Genomic DNA, 16905 nt, shown 5'->3' with positions numbered 1-16905 from the left:
CTCAGCCAACTGCTTGTACGATGGTCTTCCAAGACCGTCGCTCGGGTTTGGCCGGGCTTAGAAGCCCGGCCCACGGCTCATTCGGGAACGATCCGCAGCACCAAGTTGTTGCGGTGAATCACGTTTTCGTACGGACGATGCCCGAGGATCCATTCGATTTGCTCGCTGGGTTTTCCAGCGATGCGAGCCACTTCGTGGCTGCGGTAGTTTGATAGCCCACGTCCGAACTCTTCGCCGTCGGGACCGACTAAGCGGACCACATTCCCGTGCGCGAAGGTCCCTTCGACACGTTGGATTCCAATCGCCAAGAGACTGCGGCCGTGCTTTTGAATGGCGTCCACCGCGCCTTGGTCGAGGAACAACGTTCCCGCAACATTGGCGGAGCTGCCAATCCAACGTCGACGTCCTTTCAGCGAACGCTTCGGAGGCACAAACAGTGTTCCGACGGCGTCGCCCGCGAAAATTCGGTCGAGTACGTAATCTTCGGTACCGGATCCAATGATGGTGGGATGCCCGTGCGAGTTGGCCAGCTTTGAAGCTCGAAGCTTCCCGCCCATGCCACCTTTGCTGACCGCCGACACTTGATCGTCAACCAACGCCATCACACCGTCGTCCACATCGTGAACCATGTGAATTGGCTGGCTGTCTTTTTCGTCGGGGTGTCCGTCGTACAGCGCGGAAACATCCGTCAACAAAATCAGCATCACATCGTTGAAAAGTCCCGCGACTTGCGCGGCCAAACGATCGTTGTCGCCGAAGGTCGTCTTCAATTCCGAAACGGCGACCGAGTCGTTTTCGTTGACGACCGCGATCGCGCCCAGCTCATCAATTCCGTTGAGCGCGTTTCGCACGTGCAAGTAACCACTGCGACGACGAAGGTCGTTTCGGGTTAGCAAAACCTGAGCGGCGTGCCGGCCTCGTTTCTGCAACGACTTTTCGTAGGCACCGATCAAGTCGGCTTGCCCGATCGCAGCGATCGCCTGCAACGACTTCAGGTCGGTTGGACGCTGCGGCAAACCCAGCTTGGCGACGCCGGCGCCGACGGCACCGCTACTGACCATGATGGTTTGACGTCCGGTGTCGGCGATGCGGCAAAGTTGTTCCGCCAGTCGATCCACGCGTTCGAGATCGAGTTTGCCGTCCGATGTAGTGAGAACTCGCGTGCCGACCTTGACCACCACGCATTGGGTTTCGTCGATGATCTGACGCCGAATGGCGAGATCGTTTGCTTCTGAGGATTCGTTCAATTTGTTGATTGCAATTCAGCCAGTTGGTGCATGTCGTCTTTCAAACTGCCGTACAGAGATCGGTAGACAGGAAAGAGCTTGTTGTAAGTGAGTTTCGCGGAACGATCCGCTTTGGTTTCGGCAGCCACTTCGATGGTCGCTTGGCATGCCTGCGCGATGTGCTTGTAAGCACCATCGCCGACCGCGGCGAGCAAGGCGACGCCGAAGGCTGGTCCCTGCTCGACCTTCAAGGTCGTGATCTTCTTGCCGAACACATCGGCTTGCATCTGACGCCAAAACACGTTCTTGCTGCCGCCACCGCTGGCGCGGATTTGGCGAACAGGAACGCCGAGCGACTCGATGATTTCCAGGCTGTCACGCAGTGCAAATGTGATGCCTTCCATCACCGCTCGGGTCATTGCCGCTCGATCATGGGTGAGATTCATACCAACGAATGCACCGCGAGCGTTTGGATCCGCGTGCGGTGTTCGTTCACCGTTCAGGTAGGGCAAAAATAGCATCCCGCCGCTGCCGGCGATTGCCTTTTCAGCTTCCGCCGTGGCGGCTTCGAACCGCTTCGACGCGGGAATACCAGCCAAACCTTGGACGACTTGATCTACCCACCATTGCAGCGAACCGCCGCTGGTCAAGTTCACCCCCATCATGTGCCACTTTCCGCGAACGGCGTGACAGAACGTGTGGAGTCGCCCGGACGCATCGACGTTGGGTTCGTCGCTGTGGACGAACATCACACCGCTGGTTCCGATCGACGTGCTCAGCAAACCCGTTTTCACGATGCCGTTGCCAATCGCTCCGGCGGCGCAGTCTCCCGCCCCCCCGACAACCTTGCATTCTGTGGTCAGCCCGAGAGCCTTCGCGGCTTCTTTGGTCAACGTACCCGTGACGTCTTCGGACTCGACCACGCGAGGCAGAAGGTCGGTGGACAAATCCAATTTGCCAAGCAAAGCCTTCGACCAATCGCGGTTTTTCACGTCCAAAAACAACGTGCCGCTGGCGTCGCTGACTTCGGTGACATAGTCGCCCGTCAGTCGCCGGCGGATGTCGTCCTTGGGCAACAAAACTTTCGCGAGTTTGTCGAAGTTGCGTTTCTCGTTATCTCGCAACCAAAGCACTTTGGGAGCCTGAAACCCGGTCAAAGCCGGATTGGCGACCATGCCGATCAGTTTTTCACGTGAGCCAGCGGCCGACGTGATTTGATCGCACTGATCCGCGGTGCGTTGGTCATTCCACAACAATGCCGGACGAATCACATTGTCATCACGGTCCAGAAAAACCGAACCGTGCATCTGTCCCGACAAACCGATCGCTTTCACGTCAGCCTTGTCGACACCTGATTTTTTCATCACCGCTTTGACGGTCTTTTTTGTCGCCGCCCACCAGTGCTCAGGATCCTGTTGGGTCCAACCCGGTTTGGGTTGTTCCATGGGATATTCAGCATTCGCCTCGGCAACCACCTGGCCGGTTTCGTCGATCAGCAGGGTCTTCGTGCCGCTGGTGCCAATGTCGATGCCAAGATAATGAGCCATATTGCGCTGCTTCAGTACGGTGAAATCAAAGACGAGGGGGATAAGAGCCGCTCCGATAAAGCGAACTGGCGGGCAGTATAACGCGTACTTGCGTTTTCAACCACGCAACCAACATTCAGAACGACGTCCCACGAGCCCCCACGATGTCTGCGAAAACTCGCCTCGCGAAGATTGAATCTGCCGATCGGGATGCGTCCCCAACTGCCTCGTTCGCCGATGGCGGCCCGAACCAGAGTGGCGACATTTCGCCTTCCAGCCAATCGAGTGAGCCCAATCGCGGCCAGCCTTCTGTGCTGCAACGACGGCAGTGGTTGGGTTGGACGTCGGCCGCCGGAGTCGCCGTGTTGGCCGGTTGCCGCGAAACTTCCGTGAGCGACGAATCCGAATCCGCCCCCACCGTTCGCACTGACGTTCCACTGCGTGTGATTTGGACAGGAACCGAGGCCGACGCCGACACCTTGCGTCGAACATGGCAATCCATCAGCGAACAACCACTGAAGATCACCGTCATCGCTCCGCCGAGCACCTCTGCCACCAGTGCATCGTCGGAAACTTCCGGGGACGAACCGTCCATCTGGGACGCCGCGGCAAAGGCGGATGTGATCGCGTATCCGCTCAGCCAGCTCGGCGAATTGGTTTCGCGTGACCTCGTCATGCCACCGCTGAAGTCGGACGCCAGCTCAAACGCAGACACAGAATTCACCGTGAACAAAGCGGATCCGCCCGCAGTCCGCGTGGCGACGACCTATGGACGAGAATTGCGAGCCAAGTGCCTGGGTGGATCATTGCCAGCGATGCTGGTCGGCGAAAAGGCGACGAGCAAGGTTTCCTCATCGTCGACCATCACCTGGGAAGCATTCGAGCAACTCGCCTCGGAATTCCCCGGTCAGGTTGCCGAGCCCACCGCGGAAGGTTGGGCCGGTGTTTCGTATCTGTGGCGATTGGCCTCCGTCCTCAGCGCCACTTGGTTGTTCGATCGCAACACGCTGGAACCGTTGCTGACGCGGCCGGAATACGTCGATGTCCTGCGGCAAATGGCAGCCACCGTCAAATACGGCCCCGAGTCACCGATGACTCCCGGCGAAATTTTTCGCAACGTCGGCTCCGGCAAACTGGTCGCTGGGATCGGCTTTCCACAAAACCAAACCGAACGGAATGCGGACGACGAAGCCGCTGCGACCAGTAATGTCCAAGTCGCCGCGTTCCCGATCGTCCAGTCCGATGTGGTCGATGCCGACGGCGAGAAGCTGGAACGAACCGGACGCGTCGTGTTCGCACCGCAAACCATCGTTGGATCCCTCGCCGCATCCTGCCGACAAACCGCGGCGGCCAGTCAGTTTCTGAAATGGTTGGCGGGAGGCGAAGGCAGCGAACCGTTGTATCGCTCGATCCCTGGATTGCAGCATCCGACGTCCAGTTCATCCATCGATGATGCGGCGGGCGGGAACTACCAGCCGTGGCTTCGGTCAGCTTGGCAAAATCCAAACGTGATGCCACCACTGAACTTGGTCGGCGGCGATCGATATCTCGCGGCCTTGGACAGCGAAGTTCGCAAATGCTTGACAGGCGGACAAACTCCTGAGGACGCTTGCGCCGCGATTTCCAAATCCTGGTCCGAACTGCACAAAGAGTACGGCGTCACCAAACAAAAGCGTTCATGGCAGCAGGCCCTCGGACTTCTTTGACAACCGACTGGCATGTTATGGCGAACGCATTGGTTTGGTTTCGAAATGATCTTCGAACCATTGACCACGAACCTCTTCTTCGCGCATCAACTGCCGACCGTTGCTTTGCGGTTCACTGCATCGACCCGCGACAGTTTGAAACGGTCGAACTGGGATTCCATCGCACCGGACCATTTCGTGCGCGGTTCCTAATCGAATGCCTCACTGACCTGCGTTCGCGGTTGAGGTCGCTCGGCGGAGAATTGATCGTTCGAGTCGGCCGTCCCGAAACAGTCTTGCAGGATCTTTTGCCTTCCCTGTCAATCGACTCGGTTCACTTTCACTATGAACCGGGAACCGAAGAAGCCAGCACCGCCGAATCCGTTCAACAACTGTGCGACCGGCATGGCGTCTCGACTCACGTTGCCTACGGCGACACTCTGATTCATCCCGATGACTTGCCGTTCGAAATCGCGGACACGCCCGGTCTTTTCACCGACTTTCGCAAGGAAATCGAAAAGCAGTGTGAGGCTCGATCGCCGCTCGACGAACCCGCTCGATTCAACGGTACGTTGCCCGAGGACGTGAGTGCCGGAGACATTCTAGCGTTGGAATCACTTGGGCTATCAACACCACCATCCGATGCACGTTGCATGAATCAGTTTCCCGGCGGGCAAAACGCGGGACAGCAACGGATCGAGGATTACATCTGGAACGAAGATCGCTTGCGGATCTACAAAGAGACTCGCAATGGAATGCTGGAGCCGAACGACTCATCGAAGTTCTCACCTTGGCTCGCTCACGGTTGCGTTTCGCCACGAATGATCGCGGATCAGGTGCGTCGCTACGAAGAAGAACGCGTCGAAAACAAATCGACCTATTGGATGATCTTCGAACTTCTCTGGCGTGATTACTTTCGATGGATCTCTCGCAAACACGGTGCAACGCTTTTTCGTGCCAGCGGCCTACGCGGTGTGGATGTCGATTGGAAATCGGATCGAGATTTGTTTGGGCGTTGGCAAGAAGGAACGACCGGTTACCCGTTGGTCGACGCGAATATGCGGGAGCTACGGACGACCGGATACATGTCCAATCGTGGTCGCCAAAACGTCGCCAGCTTTCTGACGAAAAACCTTGGTCTTGATTGGAGGTGGGGGGCCCAGTGGTTTGAGTCGCAACTGGTCGACTATGACGTCGCCAGTAACTACGGCAACTGGAATTATGCCGCAGGTGTTGGCAATGACGCTCGCGGATTTCGGTTCTTCAATATCACCAAGCAGTCTCGAGACTACGACAAACAAGGTGAATACGCCAAACACTGGTTACCCGAACTTCGCGACCTCAGCGAGACCGAAATTCACGAACCGTGGAAGATGTCACCGGAACGTCAACGGGAAGTCGGTGTCACGATCGGAGAGGACTACCCGCATCCGATCGTCGATCTCTTTGACTCCGCGAAGGAAAACGAAGCCATCTACATTCGGGCCAAAGCGACCAGTCACTAACCGGCTTCGCGGTTCAAGCAATCGTTGTCCTCGCCCGACGATTCAATATTCGAATCGCTTGAGGTTTGGAAACATGGCCTCCAGTTTTTTGGCGGGTCCCTCTTCCAAACCGAGGTTGGTGACGAACAACGTCTCCAATTCCTGCAGTGGTTTCAGCTGGGGCAGAGCGTCAGGAGCGACGCTGGTCTTGCCCAAGTGCAGCAACTTCAAATGAGGCAGAGAGACAATCACTGGGATCGCTTCTTCGGTGATGGCGGGGCAGTTGTCGATGTTCAAAGCGGTGAGCGAAGTCTTTCCTTCGAATGCCTTCAGTGACTCGTTGTCAATCTTGGTGAGCCAAAGATTGACCTTCTCTAAACCCTCAATATTCGCGATCGCGGGCATTCCTTCGGGACCAAAGTCGGTTTCTGCGAGCTCCAAATCTTCCAGCGGCAACTTCGAAATCGGCTCAAACGCCTCGCCCGTGATTTTGGTGCCTCGCAGGTTGAGTTTCGTCAATTTGGGCAGCGTTGAAATAGCAATGAGTGTTTTGTCGGTCACCGGTGAATTCATCAACGAGATATCTTGTAGCTCGTTCAACTCAGCCAACACACTCGCGCCGTCATCGGTGACAGAAGTGTCCTGAAAGGTGACCGCGATCAAGGCAGGCAAACCAGAGATCGATTTTGCTTTCGCGTCATCAAACTCCTTGCCATAAATTCGCAAACGTTTCAGATTGGGCAGGGCGGCCAATCGCAAAACCGTTCCGTCCGCCCACGCCGCAGCGGGCATGAACAACTCGCTGACCGTGCTGGTTTTGGAAAGCAGCTTCACCGCGTTGTCCAAATCCGACTCGGCGACTTCCCGAAGATCGACGACCACGACGTCGTCGCCTCGCAACTTGGTCTTGGCACCCGCGATATCATCCCAGGCCGCGGCCAAGTTTGCTTCAGCCAAATCATCCGCGGCGGATTGCTCGGCGGGTGGAATCGGAATCGTTTTGGTGCTGCTGACTCCGCAACCGAGCGTTCCAATGAACAGGCTGCCGACCAGCAGGCTTTGTGCGAGCCGAACTTGTGTGAAATTCATCGGAACTCCGGTGAGTGAATTGTGAAACGTAATTGGATGTTGTTGAAATCATGAACCACCACGATCCAGATGACTTCGACGATGCGAGCAACGCGCGACGCGACGAATGGAGCAACGAGGGTTCGACCGGCGATCTTGTGCCGGAGTGGCAGCGATTGCTCAACGATGACCCGTTGCCGCAGGACGACAACTGGGACTCGCCCGAACCGACAGTCACGGACGCGGCGTTGGATGGCGTTTACGTCTGCGACAATTGTGGGGAGGAGATCGTGATTCCGCTCGACATCGCCGCTGGACGTGACCAACAGTATGTCGAAGATTGTCCGGTGTGTTGTAGCCCCAGCGTGATTCATGTCCATTTTGACGATTCCGATCACGCCGACGTGTGGGCGGAAGCCGAACAAGATCGCTACTGATTACCACTCCAGCCTCACGCTCCTTTGACACCATCCCCTGATCCGAAACATCATGAAAATCCAAACCTGGCTCACGCCCAACGCCGCCGGTCAATCCGAACGAGCCCCCGCTTCGGTCGCCGTGGTCATCGACGTTTTGCGAGCGACGACGGTTGCCGCGACCACGCTGTCCGCCGGAGCCAAATCGATTACGACCTGCGGCGAAATCGAAGAAGCTTTCGCGATGAAAACCGCTGCGGATCCCGAGAACACGCCGCTGTTGTGCGGCGAACGGGGCTGCCAACCGATCGTGGGATTCGACTACGGAAATTCCCCGGGCGAGTATTCTCCCGCCGGTGTGGGTGACCGCGATTTGGTGCTGACGACCACCAATGGAACCGCTGCGATCAAGGCGGCCGAAGAATGCGAGCAGATGTGGCTGGCCAGTTTCGCGAACTTGTCCGCCGTCATCGACCGCTTGGTGAAATGGAATGCCGCCAACCCCGATGAAGAGGGCTTTGCCAGAATCGTCTGCGCGGGAACCAATGGATGTGTGACCACGGAAGACGTGCTTTTGGCTGGGGCCATCATCGCAATGTGCCATCAACGGCTGGCAGATTCACCGCGTTTTTATGATGGTCCTATCGAGCTTTTGAACGATTCGGGCGCGATCGCACTCTCAGCGTGGCAGCACTGCATCACGCACGATGGCGTCAACAGTTCTGAAACACTCGCCGAACGGTTGAAACTGACCCAAGGAGGCAAAAACCTGATCGCCGCCAATTACGCTGGCGATTTGGTCGATTGCGGTAGCATTGATGTCTTCGAACTGGTTCCAACCAGGGATCAACGCTCCCCCGCCCGGTTCGTGGCGGGCTGATCCAAGACCACATTCGCCTCGAAAACGCATTCAGTTTGCTGGTTTCTTCGACTAAACTCAATCGTTGCGAAAACGACTTCCGATCCACTCACTTGTTCCATTTGTCACACTATGACGCTTGATTTGAAACGCTCTCTCCGCCCACTCGGCATCGCTGCCGTCTGCTCGATGGCAGCTGGGTCGATCCTTCCTTCCGGTACACCGAATTCGGTGCATGCCCAAGAAACCGCAGTCGAATCCAGCCAAGCGTCGACGGTTGGGATTTCAAGCGAAAAACCCGCCGAAGGACCATCGGTGGATCTGGGCGATGGTCGATTCATGGTTTCCTACACGGAAAAAATTCCGGGCACCGATATCACGTTCGAGATGATCCCGGTTCCCGGTGGCAAGTTCACGATGGGCAGCCCCGAGGACGAAGATCCACGTGCGGAAGACGAAGGCCCAACCGTTGAGATTAACGTCTCGCCAATGTGGGTCGCAAAGACCGAAACGACTTGGGCGATGTACAAGGAATACATGCGAATGTACGCCGTGTTCAAATCGTTCGAAGCCGAAGGCGTCCGCACCGTGGACGAATCGAACCAGGCCGACTCGATCACGGCACCGACCGAATTGTACGACCCCTCGTTCACTTACGAGTACGGCGAAGAACCAGAACAACCCGCCGTGACGATGACGCAGTACGCCGCCCAGCAATTCACCAAATGGTTGAGCCTGATCACGGACAACCAGTACCGTTTGCCAACCGAAGCTGAATGGGAATACGCCGCTCGCGGTGGAACCCAGACCGCTTACAGCTGGGGCGACAGCGCCGACGACATCGAAGAATACGCTTGGTACTTCGACAACTCATACGACGGCCCGGCTCACGTCGGAACCAAAAAGCCTAACCCGTTTGGTTTGCATGACATGCACGGCAATGCAGCCGAGTGGACCGTCAACGAGTATTCCGAAGAAGGCTACCAGTGGTTAAAGGAATCGCCCGTCGACAATGCAATCGACGCAGTTCGTTGGCCAGAAAATCCTTGGCCGTGCGTCGCCCGCGGTGGCAGCTGGGAAAGTGATCCACCGGAACTTCGCAGTGCCGCTCGACTGGCATCCGACGATGACGAATGGAAGAACGAAGATCCAAACTTCCCCAAGAGCCCTTGGTGGTTCACCGACGATCCTTCTCGAGGAGTTGGCTTCCGCTTGTTCCGTTCATTGGAACCACTCGATCGCGAAGCTCTCAAGAACTTCTGGGAGCCAACCGCCCTCGAAACGGTAGACGATGTCGAGAGCCGTATCTCCGGCGGTCGCGGCGGATGGGGCTTGGTCGACAAAGACCTGCCCGAAGCCGCCAAAGAATGATTCGGTAGTAAAAGCAAATTGCACAGCGTGAATCTCACGCCGTGCGACGCAAGGCCCGAGTTCGCTCGGGCCTTTTTCATGCGCTCAGTCATGCTCCATTTCCGAGCATCGGCTCAGCCTCAGCGATTCACTTGCCACTGGACTTGGTCCGAGGCGTCACGTGCGTCGTAAATCGCTTTCGTCGTCGGCCACTGGTCTTCTTTCGAGTCCTGAATCGTCAACGCATACGGCGCACGCCACGCGGCCAACGCATCCACGTCGCCGTACTTCACGATGCCGGGAACAAAGTGCTCGTCATCTTGATGAAGCAGGTCCGCGAAACGGAATCCGCTGACGTCAATCGTCGCATCAGCGAGGAAGGGGCCGGCGATGGCCGCCGCCGGTAAGACGTATGCTGCGGAACCTTTGGGTGCCACTAAGCTCACACCTCCCGGCGGGTTTTGGAAGGCGGAGACGACAGCCAAAACATCGCCGCATCGCGTGGCGGCCAACGGCCGGTTGTAACCGAAGGTGAACGCCGCCGACGCACGCCGTGGCTGCGGATTCGTTCGCTGCTTGCCTTCGGGAGCGTCCGTCGGAATCGCGGCAATGTCGATCACAATGATTGTTTTTGACTTTTCTAGCTGAGCCGCAAATGCGTCCGACCATTCTGGAAAGTCCGTCGTCTCGTCGGTGGCCGAGTGCACCCAGAGAACCGTTCCATCGGAGGAGGCATCGCCTTCCGACTGCGAGACCCATTTTCGAATTGGGATCTCACGCCGGCGAGTCTCATCGGTCACGACTCCAGAGACCAACGTCGCTCCGGAATCATGCTCGACGGGATCCGAGTACGACACGGACACGCTGGAGGTCTCTGGCATCGGTAAATCAAACAGTGTTGCGAGTGCAGGGCGGATCGTTTGATCAAAACCTTTTTCGGTCGCCGACTGCCCAAGACAATCCTCCAGCAACTGCTGACTCTGATCGTTCCACCAACCCAACACGGCTTGTTCGTGCTTCGGACCTCGCTGAACCGGTGCCGGATGGTCGTCGTTCCAAACCGCACCCTCATCATCAGTGATCGCGGGAAAATCGGTTTCGACGATGGGAGTCTCCAAACCAAGATTCAGATGCTCGTTCATCCATCCATACATAATCCGGCGAGTCACATAGTTGTAATTGTGTTTGAATTGCACCAATGATTCGCACAACACGTGATCGGGTTGGTCCATCATCGAATACAGTTGTTTCAGTTCGGGATACCCATCCGACATCATCTCGATCGTCCAATCGTCCGCAGCCGTCATTCCCATCGGCTTGGGTGCCATCAACGCCGCCAATTCCACGTTGCCCGTGCCAATCCGAAGCAAGCATGCGTTCTCGCAGGCACATCCACCTTGCATCGATGTCGACACCATTCCATTGGGAAAGCTTGCCGCAATTCGCGGTTCCAGTGCATCCAAAAGAATCGTTTGAGTCCCGCCGCCACTGCCGCCAGTGACCGCCAAGCGATCCGGATCGACCTCATCCAGGGACGCCAGAAAATCGAAGGAACGCAACGCATTGTAAGTCTGCAGACCAAGAATCGACTGCAAGCGAGCTTCGGCCGGTGTACTGAAAAACAACTCCGGATCGGAACCAGCGGGAACGCTTTCCTCAGGCCGAGTCGCGTGTCGACGGTGAGCGAACTCGTAGCTGAGCTGCACGGAATCCGCGTACCCAACCATGTCGAAGATGAACGACACACATCCCATCCGAGCCAACGTCGCACATCGAGCCAGCTTGGGATGACTGCCCGACTCCATGTACATTTCGTCGCCGTTTTCAATCAGCTGCTTCATCTTGTCAGCATCGTTGCGCATCATCCGGCCACCGTGCCCGTGTGGGCAAAGAACACCAGGACGCTTTCCATCCGCGTTCAATCCGCGGGCGACGCTGTCTCCTGTCGGGCGAAACAACAATCCAGTCACGAAGTGCCCGGGCAGACTCTCGAAGTAAACCTTTTCGATTTGGAAACCATCGCGTTTCACCACGGAATGAATGGTCGCCCCAATCGCCGGTCGAGGCAGCATTGGGTGCAGGCCGGTTGCCATCGCGACCCGCGTCCGCAATTGTTCCGCCCGTGATTCCCATTGCTCGAGTGTTTCGGGAACGTCAAACGGAAAATGCCCATCGAGTGTCTTCAGCTCAGGCAATGCATCGGAAGCGACTGGTAAATCTGCGACCGTTTCTTCCGCTCGCACGATCGCGACCGGCAGCAACACGCAACCGACAAGCAGAGCAGCGAGCCCGCCTCGAAACGCCGGATGCAAAACGAGTTTCTTTGTCCGTAGAATTTTCATGTGGGATTCGTCGGTAGGAGGGATGCTGAACAGCGGAGGGAAATCTTGCATTGAGTTTAGGATTCCAAAGCCGACGCGATGCGATTTCGCATCCGTCCGACCGTCGGGAACATCGCCACCACGCCCAATAAGGCGACGAGGCCGCACAACAAATTGACTGGCGATCGAGTCAGAAACATCATCACGAAGTTGATCGCCGCAGTGCCTTCCATGACGGCCTGCCCGATCAACCGAGCCGTTTGATCGGTCTGGCAAAAACGACTCAGCGGCAAAGGCATGGGTTCTCGTTCAGGCCATTGGGACCAAGTGCGAGCGGAAGCGACTGCGCCATCGGCGGATTTCAATTCCGTCGCAGCCGCCGATCGCAACATGGCAGGCACGAGAAACGCGACCACCACATTGGCCACCAACGCGACCACACCAATTAAAACGAAGATCGTTTGATCCTCCTCTGGTGGCTCGTCTCCGCCGATCATCCAGAGGATCACTCCCATGAACACACAACCCATTGTCAGTCCAAACGTGATCACCATTCCTTGAAACGCCCAACCGGCCAAGGTTGTGCCACTTGAATTGCTCGAATTGTCCAGGTCAGAATGCGGCATGTTCGGAGTGGAAGAAGGATCTGAATTCATTCGTCTTGTCGGGTGCGATAAGGTGTTGCAGTGGATCATGATGTCGAGGACACAACACCAAGTCTAACCCTCAGCCAACTCGCCTGCATTGCGTCTGTACTACACCGATCACTTTGACCTGCCGTTGCCTGACGGCCACAGGTTTCCGATGACCAAGTACCGTCTCTTGAGACAGCGGATCGTCGAATCCGATCATCATCGCGACGACGCACTGATCGTCCCTCAAGCGGCAACCGACGAGCAACTTCTTCATTGCCACACACCGGACTATGTCCAGCGGGTTCAGTCGGGAACTTTGACCAAGCAAGAAATCCGGCGCATCGGATTTCCATGGTCCGAGAAAATGGTGGAGCGTTCACGCCGAAGCACCGGTGCCACGATCTCAGCGGCACGGGCGGCCCTCGAGGAAGGAGTCTCCGCCAACCTCGCCGGTGGCACGCACCATGCGTTCGCCGGCGAAGGCGAAGGCTACTGCGTGTTCAACGATGCCGCGGTCGCGATCCGAACACTTCAGTCCGAGGGACTGATTCAGCGAGCCACGATCATCGATTTGGACGTCCACCAAGGCAACGGGACCGCGTCAATCTTGAAAGATGTCCCTAGCGTTTTCACCTGTTCGGTTCACGGAGTCAAAAACTTTCCCCTGCGGAAAATGCCGAGCGACCTGGATGTCAGCCTTCCCGACGGAACGGGGGATGACGACTACTGCGACGCATTGCGATCCGTCCTGGCGAAACTCGAAAAACATCAAAGTGATTCAGGTCGATTTGACTTGGTCATCTACCTCGCCGGTGCCGATCCTTTCAAGAACGACCGGTTGGGTCGACTGTCGCTGACAATGGAAGGATTGCGACAAAGAGACGAGATGGTGCTCCAGTGGTGTCGTCACAACGATTTGCCGGTGGCAATCGCCATGGCTGGGGGTTACTCTGTAGAAGTCAAAGAGATCGTTGACATTCACTCCCAAACCTTACATATCGCCAAAGTTTGGTCACTGTCCCGTTGAGCTTCGTTGATGTCGTCGATCACGCAAATCTTGCAAAGTAGTCAAAACGGTGACGCTGCCAAAACCGACCAGATGTTCTCGTTTTTATACGATGACTTGCGTCGGATGGCGGGGCGGTTTCTTCAATCTGAACCCCGGCGAGAACGCCTGAGCAGCTCGTCCCTGGTTCACCAAGCCTACGTGCGGATGGTCGACCAAGACCATGTTGATTGGCAGGGCAAGACGCACTTCTTCGCAATCGGTGCGACGGTGATGCGACGGATCCTGGTCGATCACGCTCGGCGGACCCAAGCTCAAAAGCGTGGCGGGGGTTGGATTCGGCGTCAGCTGGATGACGAAGTCACTTTTTTGTTGGACCAGGATGATGACGTTGTCGCACTGGATGAACTGCTGCTGCAACTGGCGAGCCTGAGTCCGCGCCAAGCCCGAGTGGTCGAACTGCGATTCTTTGGTGGGCTGGGCATGAAAGAGATTGCCGCCGAACTCAACCTTGGACTTCGCACCGTCGAAAAAGAATGGGCCATGGCTCGCGCTTGGATGCGACGCGAGCTTCGCGACCCAGACGAAGAGAGCCGAGAAGAAGCTGACTCAGGAGAAGTCGACTCAGCACCCAAGGCCGATGACGTGCCCGCCGACGATCAATCGCCCACCTCATGATGGATGCGGATCGTTACCAACGTGTCCGCGACCTGTTCTGGGAAGCCGAAGAGATCGAAGAGGACGCGAGAGAAAAATTCATTCGCGACCAAGCTTCCGGCGACGAAGAACTGATTCGCGAAGTCCTTTCGCTTCTTGCCGAACACGATCCCAACGCGGCTCGTGTGGAAGGCGCAGCGGCACGGCCAAAGCCTGGCAATGGTTCGGTGCCCTTTGGGACAGGACTGCCAACACCTCGCGAAACGACGGAATCGGAAGTTATAAGGGCGATCCGTTCCATGTCGGAAACCGCCTCCGGTGCAAAGTCGGATTACAGTGCGGATCTTTCGCGTAGCTCCACCCCTGGTTCGATGCCTAGCAACGCCAGTGCGGGACACACCGTGCACGCCGCGCAGCGAACCCATGCGATGCCGCGTCACGATGCGAACCGTCCGCAACCGTCTCGCAATCGACAACGAAAAACACTGACCTCGATTGGACCAATCAATCGAGCAAAGCAACACAACTGGGTCGTTTGGCTGCTCACCGCCGTCACGATCGCGTGCATCTGGGTGGTCGCCGCATGGGTGGACCGCCGTCTGCAACGACAAGCCGATTCGTCCATCCAGCGTTCACTTTCGTTAGCGTTGAATCTATCCACGATCAAAGTGGAACAACTGCTGAACCGCGACAAACAATTCGCCATCGACTTGGCTCGTCAGCCTGGAGTTCGAAACGCGATCCGATCACGGTCTCAAAATTTGTCACCAGCTGAACTTGCCGACTCGATCGACGATCAGACACAGCAATTCACCGACGCCGTTCGCAACGTGAACGCCGATCGACCTGAACTTGAGTCGCACGATCTTCCGACGTTCCAACCGCCTGACGTCATCTTCTTCAGTCGAGACCTTCAACCCTTAACCATTGTCTTCGGCAACGATCGCGGCCGCGCCGTGACCGATGAAGCCAATGTCCAACTCCCGCCTGATGGGGCGGCTGATTTGGCTCGAGCACTCAGTGGACGGACCGTGCTCCATGCTCCATCGCCTCTGGCAACCTTGCTCGGAAAAACGCTCGCCGACGAACTGGATCATGCGGTGTCCAATCCATTGGCGTGGATCGTTCCCATTCACGAACAATCATCCACCGAAACTGAAAAACAGAACTCGCTTCGACCGGATGTACTCGGCGCGGCTGTCATCATTCCGCCGAACACGAATCGTTGGTTGAATGAAACGCTTGCCTTTATAAGCCACGCGAATTCGGTCGATGCCTACATGGTCGACCGCGAGGGTTTCATGCAAACTCGCAGTGTGAATTTGCCCGAACAGATCGCACAGTCGCTGGGAGCTAGATTTCGCGTCACTGAAATTGCCACCCCGTCCGAAGCGGAAGAACGTCTGAATCAGCTCGTCGCCCAACTCGACCGCCTGACCGAATCGGCAATGCTGAATCCAAACGGTGAATTGCCGATCGGTCGCACGATTCACCCACTTACAATTGCGGCAGCATCGGTTTCACACAGCCCCGAACCTCAAGTGAGTGGCCAGACTTACCGCACCTACACCGGCAAGGACTGCGTCGGTGTATGGCGGTGGCTGCCCGAGTTTGGAATGGGACTGATCATCGAGAGTGATTCCCATCAACTGACCTATCCGTTGGCGTCGACTTGGCCGTGGGCTTTATTGCTCTCGGTCGCATCGCTGCTTCCAATTTTGGTTGCCAAACGCCTGTCCAAAAGCCCGGCACCATCGGCTCTGAAACAACCACTTGGACGCTATCACATCCATGAGGAACTCGGTGCCGGCGGAATGGGAGTCGTTTATCGAGCCAGCCACACGGAACTGGGACGCGAGATCGCATTGAAAGTGCTGCGGGTCGACCGGCAAGACGACGATGACCATCGCCGGTTTGACCGCGAAGCACGTTTGGCAGCAAGTTTGCGCAGCCCTCACAGCGTGACGATTTACGATTACGGGCACAACGAACACGGCGAAGCATTTTGCGTGATGCAACTGCTCGACGGTCTGACGTTGTCCGAAATCGTCGCCCGAAGCGGTCATCAGGAACCGGCTCGAGCGATATGGATCATGCGTCAGGTTTGCCAAGCCGTTCTGGAAGCTCATTCCCAAGGCCTGATGCATCGCGATCTCAAACCACAAAACATCATGCTCAGCTTTGACACCATTGTGGGTGACTGGGCGGTGGTGTTTGACTTTGGATTGGCCAAACCGCTCGAGCCCAATCAGGGCGTCTTCCAAACCGCCGAAACCGTTTGGGCGGGAACCCCGATGTACATGGCACCCGAACGATTCCGTGCCCCCTCGGTGATGGACCCGCGAAGCGATGTCTATTCACTGGGTTGTGTCTTATACTTTTTGTTGTCGGGTCGTCCGCCGTTTGCCGAATGCGATCCCGAGTCCATGTTCGCGTTGATTTTGACGCAACAACCGCTCGAGATTGAAACGCATCGCGGCGAGCCGGTCGAAGACGAATTGAATGCACTGGTGCAAGCCTGCATGGCCAAGGACAAACACGACCGTGTGGGCTCCATTGCGGATCTGATCCAGCGGTTGGATGCACTCGCACCGCGGTATCCTTGGACACAAGAAAACGCACGCCATTGGTGGCAACGTCACGCCGATGAAGAACTCGCCAAAAAGCTTTGA

13 protein-coding genes are annotated in these 16905 nt (G+C 56.8%); 8 read left to right on the top strand and 5 right to left on the bottom strand.

The window, feature by feature from the left end:
• Nucleotides 1–77: 77 nt before the first annotated feature.
• Both proB and xylB read right to left on the bottom strand, forming a co-directional pair.
• On the bottom strand, nucleotides 78–1247 hold the full coding sequence (gene proB / locus RE6C_RS11660; RefSeq protein ID WP_008656798.1) for a glutamate 5-kinase: 1170 nt from the start codon (nucleotides 1245–1247) through the stop codon (nucleotides 78–80).
• Nucleotides 1244–2773, bottom strand: a complete 1530-nt coding sequence (gene xylB / locus RE6C_RS11655) for a xylulokinase (protein WP_008656797.1) — start codon at nucleotides 2771–2773, stop codon at nucleotides 1244–1246. Before xylB ends, proB begins: the two co-directional genes overlap by 4 nt.
• Before the next feature lie 143 nt (nucleotides 2774–2916).
• On the opposite strand from xylB, the gene RE6C_RS11650 reads away from it, so the two are divergent.
• Entirely contained in the window at nucleotides 2917–4458 is a 1542-nt protein-coding gene (locus tag RE6C_RS11650) for a type 2 periplasmic-binding domain-containing protein (RefSeq protein WP_008656796.1), read from the top strand.
• Nucleotides 4431–5942 (top strand): DASH family cryptochrome, encoded by a 1512-nt coding sequence (locus RE6C_RS11645; RefSeq protein WP_236618132.1) that lies wholly within the window; start codon nucleotides 4431–4433, stop codon nucleotides 5940–5942. The genes RE6C_RS11650 and RE6C_RS11645 overlap by 28 nt, the downstream gene beginning before the upstream one ends.
• 42 nt (nucleotides 5943–5984) lie before the next feature.
• Here RE6C_RS11645 and RE6C_RS11640 read toward each other — a convergent pair whose 3' ends face one another.
• Nucleotides 5985–7010, bottom strand: coding sequence for a leucine-rich repeat domain-containing protein (locus RE6C_RS11640; RefSeq protein ID WP_008656792.1), 1026 nt, complete (start codon nucleotides 7008–7010; stop codon nucleotides 5985–5987).
• Between the two features lie 50 nt (nucleotides 7011–7060).
• Here RE6C_RS11640 and RE6C_RS11635 point away from each other — a divergent pair, with 50 nt between their 5' ends.
• The 3 genes from RE6C_RS11635 to RE6C_RS11625 all read left to right on the top strand — a co-directional run bounded on the left by RE6C_RS11635 (nucleotide 7061) and on the right by RE6C_RS11625 (nucleotide 9635).
• The gene (locus RE6C_RS11635; RefSeq protein ID WP_236618131.1) at nucleotides 7061–7426 is read left to right on the top strand and encodes a CPXCG motif-containing cysteine-rich protein; all 366 of its coding nucleotides are present in this window, start codon (nucleotides 7061–7063) and stop codon (nucleotides 7424–7426) included.
• A gap of 52 nt (nucleotides 7427–7478) precedes the next feature.
• Nucleotides 7479–8285, top strand: coding sequence for a 2-phosphosulfolactate phosphatase (locus RE6C_RS11630; RefSeq protein WP_008656788.1), 807 nt, complete (start codon nucleotides 7479–7481; stop codon nucleotides 8283–8285).
• A gap of 111 nt (nucleotides 8286–8396) precedes the next feature.
• The gene (locus RE6C_RS11625) at nucleotides 8397–9635 is read left to right on the top strand and encodes a formylglycine-generating enzyme family protein (RefSeq protein WP_008656785.1); all 1239 of its coding nucleotides are present in this window, start codon (nucleotides 8397–8399) and stop codon (nucleotides 9633–9635) included.
• Nucleotides 9636–9754: 119 nt separating this feature from the next.
• Here RE6C_RS11625 and RE6C_RS11620 read toward each other — a convergent pair whose 3' ends face one another.
• Entirely contained in the window at nucleotides 9755–11956 is a 2202-nt protein-coding gene (locus tag RE6C_RS11620; RefSeq protein WP_039961845.1) for an acetylxylan esterase, read from the bottom strand.
• Nucleotides 11957–12012: 56 nt separating this feature from the next.
• The gene (locus tag RE6C_RS11615; RefSeq protein ID WP_039961829.1) at nucleotides 12013–12591 is read right to left on the bottom strand and encodes a hypothetical protein; all 579 of its coding nucleotides are present in this window, start codon (nucleotides 12589–12591) and stop codon (nucleotides 12013–12015) included.
• Between the two features lie 148 nt (nucleotides 12592–12739).
• Here RE6C_RS11615 and RE6C_RS11610 point away from each other — a divergent pair, with 148 nt between their 5' ends.
• From RE6C_RS11610 to RE6C_RS11600, 3 genes are read left to right on the top strand one after another with little or no spacing between them, the layout of a single operon-like run.
• Nucleotides 12740–13597 carry a histone deacetylase family protein gene (locus RE6C_RS11610; protein WP_236618129.1) on the top strand — a complete coding sequence of 286 codons (858 nt, stop codon included), beginning with the start codon at nucleotides 12740–12742 and terminating at the stop codon, nucleotides 13595–13597.
• Nucleotides 13598–13606: 9 nt separating this feature from the next.
• Nucleotides 13607–14254, top strand: coding sequence for an ECF-type sigma factor (locus tag RE6C_RS11605; protein WP_008656776.1), 648 nt, complete (start codon nucleotides 13607–13609; stop codon nucleotides 14252–14254).
• Nucleotides 14251–16905 (top strand): serine/threonine-protein kinase, encoded by a 2655-nt coding sequence (locus tag RE6C_RS11600; protein WP_008656773.1) that lies wholly within the window; start codon nucleotides 14251–14253, stop codon nucleotides 16903–16905. The genes RE6C_RS11605 and RE6C_RS11600 overlap by 4 nt, the downstream gene beginning before the upstream one ends.

The organism is Rhodopirellula europaea 6C (genome assembly GCF_000338295.1).
GTDB lineage: Bacteria > Planctomycetota > Planctomycetia > Pirellulales > Pirellulaceae > Rhodopirellula > Rhodopirellula europaea.
The sequence above is the reverse complement of the archived record's forward strand: the minus strand, read 5'-3'. Positions and strand labels throughout refer to the sequence as shown.

Bases quoted from the DNA above. Each gene is read 5' to 3' on its own strand.
- RE6C_RS11630 (WP_008656788.1), top strand. From the start codon at position 7,479: ATGAAAATCCAAACCTGGCTCACGCCCAACGCCGCCGGTCAATCCGAA.
- RE6C_RS11610 (WP_236618129.1), top strand. From the start codon at position 12,740: ATGACCAAGTACCGTCTCTTGAGACAGCGGATCGTCGAATCCGATCAT.
- RE6C_RS11605 (WP_008656776.1), top strand. From the start codon at position 13,607: ATGTCGTCGATCACGCAAATCTTGCAAAGTAGTCAAAACGGTGACGCT.
- RE6C_RS11625 (WP_008656785.1), top strand. From the start codon at position 8,397: ATGACGCTTGATTTGAAACGCTCTCTCCGCCCACTCGGCATCGCTGCC.
- RE6C_RS11640 (WP_008656792.1), bottom strand. From the start codon at position 7,010: ATGAATTTCACACAAGTTCGGCTCGCACAAAGCCTGCTGGTCGGCAGC.
- RE6C_RS11635 (WP_236618131.1), top strand. From the start codon at position 7,061: ATGAACCACCACGATCCAGATGACTTCGACGATGCGAGCAACGCGCGA.
- RE6C_RS11620 (WP_039961845.1), bottom strand. From the start codon at position 11,956: ATGAAAATTCTACGGACAAAGAAACTCGTTTTGCATCCGGCGTTTCGA.
- RE6C_RS11645 (WP_236618132.1), top strand. From the start codon at position 4,431: ATGGCAGCAGGCCCTCGGACTTCTTTGACAACCGACTGGCATGTTATG.
- xylB (WP_008656797.1), bottom strand. From the start codon at position 2,773: ATGGCTCATTATCTTGGCATCGACATTGGCACCAGCGGCACGAAGACC.
- RE6C_RS11600 (WP_008656773.1), top strand. From the start codon at position 14,251: ATGATGGATGCGGATCGTTACCAACGTGTCCGCGACCTGTTCTGGGAA.
- RE6C_RS11615 (WP_039961829.1), bottom strand. From the start codon at position 12,591: ATGAATTCAGATCCTTCTTCCACTCCGAACATGCCGCATTCTGACCTG.
- RE6C_RS11650 (WP_008656796.1), top strand. From the start codon at position 2,917: ATGTCTGCGAAAACTCGCCTCGCGAAGATTGAATCTGCCGATCGGGAT.